The organism is Rhizobium sp. 05L429 (assembly GCF_056397645.1).
Genome location: NZ_JBFTNV010000008.1, coordinates 1 through 13,991 on the forward strand (window position 1 = coordinate 1; position 13,991 = coordinate 13,991).

10 protein-coding genes are annotated in these 13,991 nt (G+C 61.0%); 8 read left to right on the forward strand and 2 right to left on the reverse strand.

The features are described from left to right. The first annotated feature begins 45 nt into the window (after positions 1-45). Positions 46-921 (forward strand): l-ornithine N(alpha)-acyltransferase, encoded by an 876-nt coding sequence (olsB, locus tag AC1DNW_RS10175; RefSeq protein WP_477852562.1) that lies wholly within the window; start codon positions 46-48, stop codon positions 919-921. A 117-nt stretch (positions 922-1,038) separates the two neighbouring features. Then, positions 1,039-1,674 (forward strand): bleomycin resistance protein, encoded by a 636-nt coding sequence (locus AC1DNW_RS10180; RefSeq protein WP_113307768.1) that lies wholly within the window; start codon positions 1,039-1,041, stop codon positions 1,672-1,674. Positions 1,675-1,718: 44 nt separating this feature from the next. On the opposite strand, the gene AC1DNW_RS10185 is transcribed toward AC1DNW_RS10180, so the two are convergent. Then, positions 1,719-4,004, reverse strand: a complete 2,286-nt coding sequence (locus tag AC1DNW_RS10185; protein ID WP_477852564.1) for an NADP-dependent malic enzyme — start codon at positions 4,002-4,004, stop codon at positions 1,719-1,721. Positions 4,005-4,117: 113 nt separating this feature from the next. Here AC1DNW_RS10185 and mutS point away from each other — a divergent pair, with 113 nt between their 5' ends. From mutS to murJ, 4 genes are all read left to right on the forward strand, one after another. Further along, positions 4,118-6,844, forward strand: coding sequence for a DNA mismatch repair protein MutS (mutS, locus tag AC1DNW_RS10190; protein ID WP_477852565.1), 2,727 nt, complete (start codon positions 4,118-4,120; stop codon positions 6,842-6,844). Positions 6,845-6,855: 11 nt separating this feature from the next. Further along, positions 6,856-7,131, forward strand: coding sequence for a hypothetical protein (locus AC1DNW_RS10195; RefSeq protein WP_113298350.1), 276 nt, complete (start codon positions 6,856-6,858; stop codon positions 7,129-7,131). A 114-nt stretch (positions 7,132-7,245) separates the two neighbouring features. Next, positions 7,246-10,137, forward strand: a complete 2,892-nt coding sequence (locus tag AC1DNW_RS10200; RefSeq protein ID WP_477852566.1) for a [protein-PII] uridylyltransferase — start codon at positions 7,246-7,248, stop codon at positions 10,135-10,137. Continuing rightward, on the forward strand, positions 10,134-11,714 hold the full coding sequence (gene murJ, locus AC1DNW_RS10205) for a murein biosynthesis integral membrane protein MurJ (protein WP_477852567.1): 1,581 nt from the start codon (positions 10,134-10,136) through the stop codon (positions 11,712-11,714). The genes AC1DNW_RS10200 and murJ overlap by 4 nt, the downstream gene beginning before the upstream one ends. 90 nt (positions 11,715-11,804) lie before the next feature. Here the strand turns inward: murJ and AC1DNW_RS10210 are convergent, their stop codons facing one another. After that, complete coding sequence (locus AC1DNW_RS10210) at positions 11,805-12,233, reverse strand: YcbK family protein (RefSeq protein ID WP_477852568.1); 429 nt, start codon at positions 12,231-12,233, stop codon at positions 11,805-11,807. A gap of 187 nt (positions 12,234-12,420) precedes the next feature. On the opposite strand from AC1DNW_RS10210, the gene AC1DNW_RS10215 reads away from it, so the two are divergent. Together AC1DNW_RS10215 and trpS are read left to right on the forward strand one after the other, a co-directional pair. Then, positions 12,421-12,816, forward strand: a complete 396-nt coding sequence (locus AC1DNW_RS10215; protein ID WP_113307763.1) for a VOC family protein — start codon at positions 12,421-12,423, stop codon at positions 12,814-12,816. 89 nt (positions 12,817-12,905) lie between these two features. Beyond that, the gene (gene trpS / locus AC1DNW_RS10220) at positions 12,906-13,970 is read left to right on the forward strand and encodes a tryptophan--tRNA ligase (RefSeq protein WP_113307762.1); all 1,065 of its coding nucleotides are present in this window, start codon (positions 12,906-12,908) and stop codon (positions 13,968-13,970) included. Positions 13,971-13,991 lie beyond the last annotated feature (21 nt).

Here is a 13,991-nt window from a genome sequence, read left to right on the forward strand (position 1 = left end):
TAAGTGTTTTATGGCGTGTGATAAGCCGGAGACGGGAGAATCGCCATGTCTGTTGACATCCTTAATTGTGACGCTACCGCCGAGGTCTCCCGGCCGTCGACGGCTGCTGCCCCGAAGGAAGGCGACGTTTTTGGCCGCATCGGCAATCTCGAAACCCGCCTCGCCCGTACAGCGAGCGAGATCGATGCCGCTCAGTCCGTGCGCTACCGTGTCTTCGTCGAGGAAATGAAGGCTCAGCTGCCGGCGGACGCCATGCGTCGTGAGCGCGATGTCGACGCTTACGACGCCTTCTGCGACCATCTTCTGGTTCTCGACCGCTCGATCGAGGGCGATACCGAAGACYAGATCGTCGGCACTTACCGCCTGCTCAGGCAGGACGTCGCCATGGCCAATGGTGGTTTTTACTCGGCTTCGGAATTTGCCATCGATGAGCTCATCGCCCGCCATCCCGACAAGCGCTTCATGGAACTCGGCCGCTCCTGCGTGCTGCCGGAATACCGCACCAAGCGCATCGTCGAACTGCTCTGGCAGGGCAATTGGGCCTATGCGTTGAAGCACGGCATGAGCGCCATGTTCGGCTGCGCCTCCTTCCCGGGCGTTCACCCGGAAAGTCATGCTCTGGCTCTCTCCTTCCTCTACCACAGCGTGCTCGCCAAGGATGAATGGGCCGTCGGCGCGCTGCCGCATCTGGCGCGCGACATGGACCTGATGCCGGCCGAAGGCGTCAATCCGAAAAGGGCGCTGATGGCGCTGCCGCCGCTTATCAAGGGGTACCTGCGCCTCGGCGCCATGGTCGGCTCCCATGCGGTCGTCGATCAGGCGTTCAATACGACCGACGTGCTGATCGTGCTACCGATATCAAGCATTTCCGATCGTTATCTGAACTATTACGGTGCGGATGCAGGCCGTTTCGCAAGCTGAGGCGGCCGCTTGACGGCTGCGTCTTGTCAATTCATTCTTATCAGGCGTTTTCAGTAGGGCGCATCGGCAATGGTGCCGGCTGGGCTATGCCCGCCTACAACATCAAAACCTTGCGCCATGCCGAATTTCGAAAACCTCAGAAAGAAAGCCAAGCAGTTTAAACGCTGGCATCAGGATCGCTATTATCCTGTCGCTGCGGAGATCCGCTGCTGGCTTGCCCGTTACCGCCATCTCAACGACCAGCAAATCCTCGAGCTTGAATTCAAGCTTGCCGATGCGCAGGAACTCGTGGCGGCACAGGAGGGCTTTGAAAGCTGGTCGGCGCTCAAAAAGGGGCTCACCGACATGAATGCAACAACTGGACAGAAATCTGCCTCCCAACCGACACTGCTCGATGCCCAACCGCAGCTTTTCGTGAGCGATATTCACGCTGCCTGTGATTTCTACTCACAGAAACTCGGCTTCGCTCCTGGCTTCATTTATGGCGAGCCGCCCTTCTACGCACAGGTCGTTCGCGGTGCGGCGAGGCTCAACCTCCGACACGTCGAAATGCCGGCTTTCCATCCGGAGATTCGCCAACGCGAGAAGGATATCCTGTCCGCGACGATTACGCTTGATGACGTGAAGGCGCTGTTTCTCGAATACACCGCAAACGGCGTTCCTTTTCACCAGCCGCTGCGGCTGGAACCCTGGGGTGCCAGAACATTCATCGTCTGCGATCCAGATGGAAATCTGATCGCTTTTGCGGGATAAGCCGTTCGGGCGGACCACATCAGCGGTCCGCCCTCTATTATTTATCAGGAGCCGGCAGCATAGGCCGCAATCGCAGCCATGTTGACGATATCGCTATCCTTGGCGCCCATCGACGTGATCTGCACCGCCTTGTCGAGGCCGACGAGGATGGGTCCGATGACCGTCGAGCCGCCGAGTTCCTGCAGCATCTTGGTCGAGATCGATGCCGAGTGGAATGCCGGCATGACGAGGACGTTGGCCGGACCGGAGAGGCGGYAGAAGGGATATTGCTCCATCACCTTACGGTTCAGGGCAACGTCGGCGGCCATTTCGCCGTCATACTCGAAATCGACGCGACGCTTGTCGAGGATCTTCACAGCTTCGCGCACACGCTCGGAACGCTCACCCGAGGGATGGCCGAAGGTGGAATAGGCGAGCAACGCGACGCGCGGCTGGTAGCCCATGCGGCGCGCGAGACCTGCAGCCTCCTCCGCAATATCGGCAAGCTCCTCGGCCGTCGGCATATCGTGAACCGCAGTGTCGGCAACGAAGACCGTGCGGCCGCGGCAAAGCGCGATCGACACGCCGATCACGCGATGGCCCGGCTTATGGTCAATGCAGCGGCGCACATCTTCGAGTGCCGTCGAATAGTTGCGGGTGATGCCCGTCACCATGCCATCTGCATCGCCTAGCGCCACCATAGTGGCAGCGAAATGGTTGCGGTCATTATGGATCAGGCGCTGTGCGTCGCGGTGCAAGTAGCCCTTCCTCTGCAGGCGGGCATAGAGATAATCGATATAGGCCTCGACGCGGGTCGAGATGCGCGCGTTGACGATCTCGAGACCTGGACGATTGAGGYCTATGCCGGCGCGCTCGGCCGTTGCGCGGATCAGATCCTCGCGGCCGAGCAGGATGGCGGTGCCGAGCTGCTGGTTGGCATAGACCATGGCGGCGCGCAGCACCTGTTCCTCTTCGGCCTCGGCGAAAACAACACGCTTCGGATGCCGGCGAACGCGTTCGTAGAGGCTTGCAAGCGTGGAGGCGATCGGGTCGCGACGAGCGGAAAGCTCGCGCTTGTAGCCAGCCATGTCAGTGATGATCTTGCGAGCGACGCCGCTTTCGATCGCCGCTTCGGCAACGGCCGCCGGAATGGCCGAGATCAGGCGCGGATCAAAGGGAACAGGAATGATGTATTGGGCCCCGAAGCGCGGGCGATTGCCCTGATAGGCGGCCGCGACATCATCAGGCACGTCCTCACGGGCGAGGCTCGCGAGCGCCTTCACGGCGGCGATCTTCATCGCATCGTTGATGGTCGAGGCACGGACGTCGAGGGCGCCGCGGAAGATATAGGGGAAGCCCAGCACGTTATTGACCTGGTTCGGATAGTCCGAACGGCCGGTCGCCATGATGGCATCATCGCGGACACGGGCGACTTCCTCCGGCGTGATTTCCGGATCGGGATTGGCCATGGCGAAAATGATCGGCCGGTCGGCCATGGAGCGGATCATCTCCTCGGAGAAGGCGCCCTTCTGCGACAGGCCGAAAACGACATCCGCGCCCTTCATCGCCTCTTCCAGCGTACGCGTGTCGGTCTTGGCCGCATGGGCCGACTTCCACTGGTTCATGCCCTCGGTGCGGCCCTGATAGATGACGCCCTTGGTATCGCACAGGACGATGTTTTCGGGCGCAAAGCCCATCGACTTGATGAGCTCGACGCAGGCGATGGCAGCGGCACCCGCGCCGTTACAGACAAGTTTTGTCGTCTTCAGGTCGCGGCCCGTCAGTTCCAGCGCGTTGATCAGGCCGGCGGCGGCAATGATCGCAGTACCGTGCTGGTCGTCATGGAAAACAGGAATATCCATCAGCTCGCGCAGGCGGCTTTCGATGACGAAACAGTCCGGCGCCTTGATGTCTTCCAGATTGATGCCGCCGAAGGAGGGGCCGAGGAAACGGACGCAGTTGATGAACTCGTCGACATTTTCCGTGTCGACTTCGAGGTCGATGGAATCGACGTCGGCGAAACGCTTGAAGAGAACCGACTTGCCTTCCATGACCGGCTTGGAAGCCAGGGCGCCGAGATTGCCAAGGCCGAGGATGGCCGTGCCGTTGGAGATGACGGCAACCATGTTGCCGCGGGTCGTGTAATCGTAAGCCGTCGCCGGATCTTCAGCGATGGCTTTGACCGGCACCGCGACACCGGGAGAATAGGCAAGCGAGAGATCGCGCTGCGTCGCCATCGGCTTGGTCGGGTTGATTTCCAGCTTGCCGGGCCGACCCATTGCGTGAAACTCAAGCGCTTCCTTATCGGTGACAGACGTCACCGACCGTTCTTTCTTCTCCATCTGCGACATAACTCCTCCAAACGTCTTGTGGGTGACGTTTTCCTCTTCCCCAATTGCTGTTGTCATCTATAGCGGCGGCCGGATAGGGTTGGCACCTGTTTTTTGGGAAAAACTGCACCTCCGTGAACGCACGAATAGACACCAGAAACGAAGCCTTCTCGGCAGCCGAGCTTGCGACAGAGGAAAGTCGCGCCTCGGCGACGCCGATGATGGAGCAATATATCGAGATCAAGGCGAACAATCCGGATTCGCTGCTCTTCTATCGCATGGGCGATTTTTACGAGCTGTTCTTCGAGGATGCGCTCGAGGCTTCGCGTGCGCTCGGCATCACGCTGACCAAACGCGGCCAGCACATGGGGCAGGATATTGCGATGTGCGGCGTGCCGGTGCATGCGGCCGACGATTACCTGCAGAAGCTGATCGCGTTCGGCTATCGCGTCGCGGTTTGCGAGCAGGTGGAAGATCCGGCGGAAGCCAAGAAGCGCGGATCGAAATCCGTCGTCAAGCGCGATGTCGTCCGCCTCGTTACACCGGGCACCATTACCGAGGAGAAGCTGCTTTCTCCTTCGGAATCGAACTATCTGATGACGCTGTCGCGCATCCGCGGCACTTCGGAGCCGGTACTGGCGCTTGCCTGGATCGATATTTCCACCGGCGTCTTCCGGCTGGCCGAGACCGAGGCTTCGCGGCTGCTTGCCGATATCCTGCGTATCGACCCACGCGAACTCATCGTTCCGGACACGATCTTCCACGATCCGGAATTGAAGCCCGTTTTCGATGTGCTMGGCCGCACCGCCGTTCCACAGCCGGCTGTGCTTTTCGACAGCGCGACGGCGGAAGGCCGCATAGCGCGCTATTTCGGCGTTTCGACGCTTGACGGCTTTGGCAGTTTTTCACGCGCTGAGCTTGCGGCAGCATCAGCAGCCGTTGCCTATGTGGAGAAGACCCAGATTGCCGAACGGCCGCCACTCGGCAGGCCGGAACGGGAAAGCGGCGCCTCGACGCTGTTCATCGATCCGGCCACGCGCGCCAATCTGGAGCTTGTGCGCACGCTGTCCGGCGATCGTAACGGCGCGCTGCTCAAGGCGATCGACCGGACAACTACCGGCGGCGGAGCGCGGCTGCTGGCCGAACGGCTGATGTCGCCGCTCACCGATCCAGCCCGCGTCAACGAGCGGCTGGATTCAATCGGTTTCCTGATGCAGGAGCCGTCGCTCTGCGGCGAATTGCGCGATGCCCTGAAACATGTGCCCGACATGCCGCGGGCGCTCTCCCGCCTGGCACTCGACCGTGGCGKCCCCCGCGATCTCTGGGCAATCCGCCAGGGGCTGGGCACTGCCGCGCATCTTGCCGGCCTGCTGGGAAGCGCCATGCTGCCGGAAGAGCTGGAACAGGCCCGCATGGGGCTGGAAGCCCTGCCGTCCGGCCTCGAAATATTGCTCGCGGAAAACCTTGCAGATGAACTGCCGCTCCTGAAACGCGATGGCGGCTTCCTGCGCGATGGTGCCAATGCCGACCTCGACGACGTCAGGGCGCTACGCGACCAGTCGCGTCGCGTCATTGCCGGCCTGCAGCTGCAATATGCCGAAGAGACCGGCATCAAGTCGCTGAAGATCAAGCACAACAACATTCTCGGTTACTTCATCGAGGTTACCGCCGGCAATGCCGGACCGATGACCGATACATCCGAGGCGAAAGCCCGCTTCATCCACCGCCAGACGATGGCGAATGCCATGCGGTTCACCACGACCGAGCTTGCCGATCTCGAAAGCCGCATCGCCAACGCCGCCGACCGCGCACTGCAGATCGAATTCCTCGCCTTCGACCGGATGACGGAAGCGACGGTCGCCGAGGCCGAAGTAATCAAGACAGGCGCGCGGGCGCTCGCCGTCATCGATGTTGCGGCAGGCCTGGCGCTGCTTGCCGAAGAACAGGCTTATTGCCGGCCGCTGGTCGACGGCTCGAAGATGTTTGCCATCGAAGGCGGCCGMCACCCTGTCGTCGAACAGGCACTGCGTCGGCAGTCCACCGGTCCCTTCGTCGCCAATAATTGCGATCTGTCGCCCGTCTCCGACGGCAAGGATGGCGCGATATGGCTGCTGACCGGCCCGAACATGGGCGGTAAGTCGACATTCCTGCGCCAGAACGCGCTGATCGCCATTCTTGCGCAGATGGGCTCCTTCGTGCCGGCAACGTCTGCGCATATCGGCATCGTCGACCGGCTTTTCTCACGCGTCGGCGCATCCGACGATCTGGCGCGCGGGCGTTCCACCTTCATGGTGGAGATGGTCGAGACTGCGSCGATCCTTAATCAGGCCAGCGATCGTTCGCTGGTCATTCTAGACGAAATCGGCCGGGGTACTGCGACATTCGACGGTCTTTCCATCGCCTGGGCGGCTGTCGAGCATCTGCATGAGGCCAACCGCTGCCGTGGGCTCTTTGCCACGCATTTCCATGAACTGACGGTCCTCTCCGAAAAGCTTGCCCGGCTATCGAACGCAACAATGCGCGTGAAGGAATGGGACGGCGACGTCATCTTCCTCCACGAAGTCGGTCCGGGTGCAGCCGACCGGTCCTACGGCATTCAGGTCGCGCGGCTTGCCGGACTGCCGGCATCCGTCGTGGCGCGCGCGCGCGACGTGCTGACCCGACTCGAAGACGCCGACCGCAAGAACCCAGCGAGTCAGTTGATCGACGACCTGCCGCTCTTCCAGGTGGCGGTGCGCCGTGAAGAGGCGTCACGCGGGCCTTCCAAGGTCGAAGAAACCCTGAAGGCGATGAGCCTCGACGATATGACACCGCGCGAGGCGCTCGACGCGCTTTACGACCTTAAAAAGAAAATGAAGTAGGAGCCGCGCCCGTGTTCATGGAAAAACTGCTTCAGGAAACGCAGCGCCTCTCCGTCATCGTCTCGATGCTGGAGATCATGAAACAATCTGATGGCAATCTGGAGGCGCGCGGCTGGAACACGCCGATCGGCATGGCGAAGATCACTGGTTCCTGCCTGAAGATCGGCGCGTTCAGCGGTGCAATCATTGACGCTGGATACCGCGAATGCGACAAGGCGACGCTCGACGGCATCATGAGCGAGACGCGGCAGGTTCTCAATACGCTGCTGACACAGCCGTCTGCCTGAGAACTTGCGGCAAAGCGTCCGTGGCCGACGGCTTGCCAACACCATTTCGCCAAATTTAAAGGTTCATGCAATATGGACGGCTGTGTCATCAGGCGGGCAAAGAGGCTATAGCGCATGCAGACGAAACCAGAGGCGCGCCACGAGCAAGCGGCCAGGACCGGACAGGAAATCGCCCAGCCGATGGCAACGCGCACCAGCGATTTCTCAGAAATCCTCGACGTGGAACTGCTGCAGGGGCAATGCGACGCCATTGCCGAGGCTAACCGCAACCGTCCGGACGTTCTGCGCAACGATCTTCTCTCCGTTCTGAAGAAGGCGAGTGTTGAAGGACGTCGGAAGGCGCGCGAACTGCTCGACGCCCAGGGGGGCGGGCTCGACTGCGCGCACCGGATTTCCTGGCTGCAGGACCAGATCATCGCCGTTCTCTACAATTTCGCGACTGCGCATATCTTTCCGAAGCAGAAGGACAAGTTCGCGGTCACGGCGGTCGGCGGCTATGGGCGCGACACGCTGGCGCCCGGCTCCRATATCGATCTGCTCTTCCTGTTCCTGCCGAAGCCGGCGGAAGAGACGCACAAAGCCGTCGAGTTCATGCTTTACATGTTGTGGGACATGGGTTTCAAGGTCGGCCACGCGACCCGCACCGTCGAGGAATGCATCGCGCTTTCCAAGTCGGATATGACGATCCGCACCGCCATTCTGGAGATGCGTTACATCTGCGGGCTGAAGCCGCTCGAAACGGAGCTGGAAGCCCGCTTCGACAAGGAAATCGTCACCGGCACGGGACCGGAATTCATCGCCGCCAAGCTGGCCGAACGCGACGAGCGCCACCGCAAGGCCGGCGACACGCGCTACCTCGTCGAGCCGAATGTCAAGGAAGGCAAGGGCGGCCTTCGCGACCTGCACACGCTGTTCTGGATTTCGAAATATTATTACCATGTGCGCGACCCCGCCGATCTGGTGCCGCTCGGCGTGCTGTCGAAGCAGGAATACCGGTTGCTGGAAAAGGCCGACGACTTTCTCTGGGCCGTGCGCTGCCACATGCATTTCCTGACCGGGAAGGCCGAGGAGCGTCTTTCCTTCGATATCCAGCGCGAGATCGCCGAGGCGCTCGGTTATCATTCCCGCCCCGGCCTTTCGGCCGTCGAGCGCTTCATGAAGCACTATTTCCTCGTTGCCAAGGATGTCGGCGACCTGACGCGCATCCTCTGCGCCGCACTCGAAGACCAGCAGGCGAAGTCGATCCCCGGCCTGACGGGCGTCATCAGCCGCTTTACGCACCGCAATCGCAAGATCCCCGGCAGCGTCGAGTTCGTGGAAGATCGCGGCCGCATCACGCTCGCCAATCCTGATGTGCTCAAGCGCGATCCGGTCAGCATTATCAGACTATTTCACGTCGCCGATATCAACGGGCTCGAATTCCATCCCGATGCGCTGAAGCGCGTGACGCGCTCGCTCAACCTCATCAACAACGATCTGCGCGAGAATGACGAGGCCAACCGGCTCTTCCTGTCGATCCTCACTTCCAAGCGCGATCCGGCGCTGATCCTGCGGCGCATGAACGAGGCCGGCGTGCTTGGCCGCTTCATTCCCGAATTCGGCAAGATCGTCGCGATGATGCAGTTCAACATGTATCATCACTATACTGTTGACGAGCACCTGATCCGCGCCATCGATGTTCTGTCGGAAATCGACAAGGGCAAGGCCGAGGAACTGCACCCGCTCTCCAACAAGCTGATGCCGCATATCGAGGATCGCGAGGCTCTTTATGTCGCGGTTCTGCTGCACGATGTGGCCAAGGGCCGGCAGGAAGATCATTCGATTGCCGGTGCACGCGTCGCCCGCAAGCTCTGCGCCCGCTTCGGCCTGTCGCAGAAGCAGACCGAAATCGTCGTCTGGCTGATCGAGGAACATCTGACCATGTCGATGGTCGCGCAGACGCGCGACCTGACGGACCGCAAGACGATCACCGACTTCGCCGATCGCGTTCAATCTCTGGACCGCCTGAAGATGCTGCTGATCCTGACGATCTGCGACATCCGCGCCGTCGGACCGGGCGTCTGGAACGGCTGGAAGGGGCAATTGCTGCGCACACTCTATTATGAGACGGAGCTGCTGCTGGCCGGCGGCTTCTCCGAAGTGTCGCGCAAAGAGCGCGCCCAGGCTGCTGCCGACGCGCTTTATGCGGCGCTTTCCGACTGGAGCCAGAAGGACCGCCGCACCTATGCCAAGCTGCATTACCAGCCCTACCTGCTCTCCGTGCCGCTGGAAGATCAGATACGCCATGCGCATTTCATCCGCCAGGCCGACAAGGCCGGCCAGGCGCTGGCAACCTCGGTGCGCACCGACAGCTTCCACGCGATCACCGAAATCACCGTTCTCTCACCCGACCATCCCCGCCTGCTCGCCGTCATTGCCGGCGCCTGTGCGGCTGCCGGTGCCAATATCGTCGATGCGCAGATCTTCACGACTTCGGACGGCCGGGCGCTCGATACGATCCATGTCAGCCGCGAGTTTCCGAATGACGAGGACGAGCTTCGCCGTGCAGCCACGATCGGCCGGATGATCGAGGACGTGCTTTCCGGCCGCAAGCGGCTGCCCGAGGTGATCGCGACCCGCACCAAACACCGCAAGAAGAGCAAGGCCTTCATCATTCCGCCTTCGGTGACGATCACCAACAGCCTGTCGAACAAGTTCACCGTCATCGAGGTGGAATGCCTCGACCGGCCGGGCCTGCTGTCGGAAATGACGGCAGTGCTGTCGGATCTCTCGCTCGACATCCAGTCCGCGCGGATCACCACCTTTGGTGAAAAAGTCATCGACAGCTTCTACGTCACCGATCTCGTCGGCCAGAAGATCTCCGGCGACAGCAAGCGCGCCAATATCACCGCCCGCATGAAAGCAGTCATGGCCGAAGAGCAGGACGAACTGCGCGAACGCATGCCATCAGGCATCATCGCGCCTCTCGCTACTGCGGCCGAAAAGAAAGCCGGTTCCCCCACATGAGCCTCGTCAAGAAATTTGCCACGGTCGGCGGCGCCACGCTCGGCAGCCGCATCTTTGGTTTTGCCCGCGAAACGCTGATGGCGGCGGCGCTGGGGACAGGGCCGATGGCCGACGTTTTCTATGCAGCCTTCCGCTTCCCGAACCTGTTCCGTCGGMTCTTTGCCGAAGGCGCCTTCAACGCCGCCTTCGTGCCGCTCTTTGCCAAGGAGATCGAGGCGAACGGCACGGACGGCGCCAAGCGCTTTTCGGAAGAGGTGTTCGGCGTTCTTTTTTCCGTGCTGCTGCTCATCACCATCGTGATGGAGTTTTCCATGCCGCTTCTCGTGCGCTTCGTCATCGCGCCGGGCTTTGCGGATGATCCCGAGAAGTTCGACATCACCATCCGAATGGCGGCGGTGATGTTCCCCTATCTCATGTGCATGTCGCTGACGGCGATGATGAGCGGCATGCTGAATTCGCTGCACCACTTCTTCGCCGCGGCCGTGGCACCGGTCTTCCTCAACGTCGTGATGATCGGGGCGCTGTTCTACGCGCTCTATACCGGCGCCGACCCATTGACGACGGCCTGGTATCTCTCCTGGGGCGTGCTCGCGGCYGGCGTCCTGCAGCTCGCCGTCGTCTATCTCGGTGTACTGCATGCCGGCATGAGCATCGGCATCCGCTTCCCGAAGATGACGCCGAACGTCAAGCGGCTGCTGATCCTTGCCGTTCCGGCCGCCGTCACCGGCGGCATCACGCAGATCAACCAGCTCATCGGCCAGGCGATCGCCTCCTCCCGCGAAGGCGCCATCGCCGCCCTGCAATATGCCGACCGTATCTACCAGCTCCCTCTCGGCGTCGTCGGCGTCGCCGTCGGTGTGGTGCTGCTGCCCGAGCTTGCCCGTTCGCTCAAGGGCGGAGCGTTACGCGAGGCCGCCTTTCTGCAGAACCGCTCGATCGAGTTCGTCCTGTTCCTGACGATCCCAGCCGCCTTCGCGCTGTGGATCCTCTCGGACGAGATCATCCGCGTGCTCTATGAGCGCGGCGCCTTCCACCAGGAAAACACTGTTATCGTCGGCTCGATCCTTGCGATTTACGGCATCGGCTTGCCGGCTTTCGTGCTGATCAAAGCACTGCAGCCGGGCTTTTATGCCCGCGAGGACACCAAGACGCCGATGCGTTTTTCGGCGGTCGCCGTCGCTGTCAACTGCGCCACGGCGCTGACCCTCTTTCCCTACATAGGTGCACCCGGAATCGCTGTGGCCGAGGCCACCGCCGGCTGGATCAGCACCGTGCTGCTCTTCACGACACTTCTGCGACGCGGTCATCTGACATGGGAATGGGCGCTTGCCAAACGCGCCGTCCTTCTGATCGTCGCCTCTGCCGTCATGGGCGCCGTCATCATCTACCTCAAGCAGCACTGGGAACCCTGGCTTGCCTCGGGCGCCCCGCTTCTAACCAAGGTCGGCACCCTTGGCCTGCTGATTGCGATTTCGATGGTCGTCTATTTCGCGACCGCCTTCCTGATCGGCGGCGCGGACCTCGGCATGATCCGCCGCAATCTCAACCGCAAGCCGGCACCCGCGAAAGACGCCTGAGATCAGGGTATCTCCGGTTTTCCTTCGAAGCATGGGATACTCTATCCCTTTGTTTTTGCGCAATTCTGCGCGCAAAATCGCTGGAATTGCTTAGCAATCGACCCATCGTCGCTGCGGCCCGACATCGACATGGATGATGCCGTTGCAATAGCTGCCGATCCCACCTATCCCGGGTGCGGTTTTCGCGGCCGCGATGATCGTCCGCTCCGACAGTMCGGGAATCCTGATATCAGCTGCCATGCACGTTCCGTGCAAGGAGCCGTGGCGGCGGGGATGCGGCCGGAAGCCCGACGTTATCATCGGGCGGCGGCCGGTCTTTGCCGCGATATGCGACAAAATCGCCCGCAATCGCACCGGAAAACAGCTGGCGCGAACACTGACGGTCTGCATCGTGTAGGCTATACGCGTCTCGTGTTTGGGAAGCTGGGTAGTCTGCCGTCGATTATCTTGACCGACGGCTGTCGTTGCTGATTGTAGGGCGAAAAGGCCTGCCATGGCGAGCAAACTAGCGTTCTGCATGGTCCCTCCGATCGGTTATCCCGACGGCCCCTTGGGCCGCCAGCCCGGCGAGAGGATTTTCAGTTCAAAGAAAGCTTTTCTGTGAAATTTTATACTCAATTTTAGCTAAACAGGCTGATCAATTTGGCGTAAAACCTGGCATTTTCCCCCATATAATTGGAATAGCCTTCCTAATTTGGAGATCCCCGTGACCCAATCCCTCTTCCTCGTCACCCTCGTCGTCGATGATTATGACCGCGCCAAAGCCTTCTATTGTGAGGCTCTCGGCTTCGAATGCCTTCAAGATGAAGTGCAGCCGGAAGGCAAGCGCTGGGTCGTCGTCAAGCCGAAGGGCGGGGATGGGGCAGCCTTTTTGCTGGCACAGGCGACAAATGAAGCGCAGCGAGTAGCCATCGGTAACCAGGCCGGCGGACGTGTGGGTTTCTTCCTGAAAACCGATGATTTTGCGCGTGACCATGCTGCGATGCTAACAGCCGGGGTGCGCTTTCTGGAGGAGCCACGGCACGAGGTTTACGGCACCGTCGCAGTCTTTGCGGATCCTTACAGCAACACCTTCGATCTGATCCAGCATGCCGCGGGCTGAACCCCTTGATTGCGAGCGGCCGCCCGTGCATAAGCCGCGGCGTTAACGGCACAGTCAGGCCCTCCACCAGCCTAATCGAGGACAACATCATGGGCGAATTCAAGAAGCTCGTATTTTCCGGCGTTCAGCCGACGGGCAATCTGCATCTCGGCAATTATCTCGGCGCGATCCGTCGCTTCGTGCAGCTCCAGGACGGCAACGACTGCATCTACTGCGTCGTCGACCTGCATGCGCTGACCGCGCAGCTCGTCCACGAGGACATGCTGTCGCAGACGCGCTCGATCGCGGCCGCCTTCATCGCTTCCGGCATCGACGCCGAAAAGCATATCGTCTTCAATCAGTCCGCCGTACCGCAGCACGCCGAACTCGCCTGGATCTTCAACTGTGTCGCCCGCCTCGGCTGGATGAATCGCATGACGCAGTTCAAGGACAAGGCCGGCAAGGACCGCGAGCAGGCCTCGCTCGGCCTCTATGCCTATCCGAGCCTGATGGCTGCCGACATCCTCGTCTACCGCGCGACGCACGTTCCCGTCGGCGAGGACCAGAAGCAGCATCTTGAGCTCACCCGCGACATCGCGATGAAGTTCAACCTCGACTACGGCTCGCATATCCGCAAGACGAACTACGGGATCGACATCACTGTCGGCAACGAGCCGGTGCATGCCTATTTCCCGATGGTCGAACCGCTGATCGGCGGGCCGGCACCGCGTGTCATGTCGCTGCGCGATGGCACGAAGAAAATGTCGAAGTCCGATCCTTCGGATCTTTCGCGCATCAACCTGATGGACGACGAGGACGCGATCTCCAAGAAAATCCGGAAGGCCAAGACCGATCCTGATGGATTGCCGAGCGAAGTCGCCGGTCTGGAAAGCCGGCCGGAAGCCGAGAACCTCGTTTCGATCTATGCGGCACTCGCCGACCAGTCGAAGGAGCAGGTGCTCGCAGAATTCGGCGGCCAGCAGTTCTCCGTCTTCAAGCCGGCGCTGATCGATCTCGCTGTTCAGGTGCTTTCGCCGATCACTGGCGAAATGCGCCGCCTGATGAGCGATACGAGCCATATCGACGCGATCCTGCGCAACGGCAATGAACGCGCAAGGGCACGCGCCGACGTGACGATGCGCGAACTTCGAGAGATCATCGGCTTCCTCTACTAGTCCGATCGACATGCAGAGCTC

What these genes read in the sequence shown, in the direction of transcription:
- AC1DNW_RS10180 (WP_113307768.1), top strand. Translation starts at nt 1,039, where the DNA reads ATGCCGAATTTCGAAAACCTCAGAAAGAAAGCCAAGCAGTTTAAACGC.
- trpS (WP_113307762.1), top strand. Translation starts at nt 12,906, where the DNA reads ATGGGCGAATTCAAGAAGCTCGTATTTTCCGGCGTTCAGCCGACGGGC.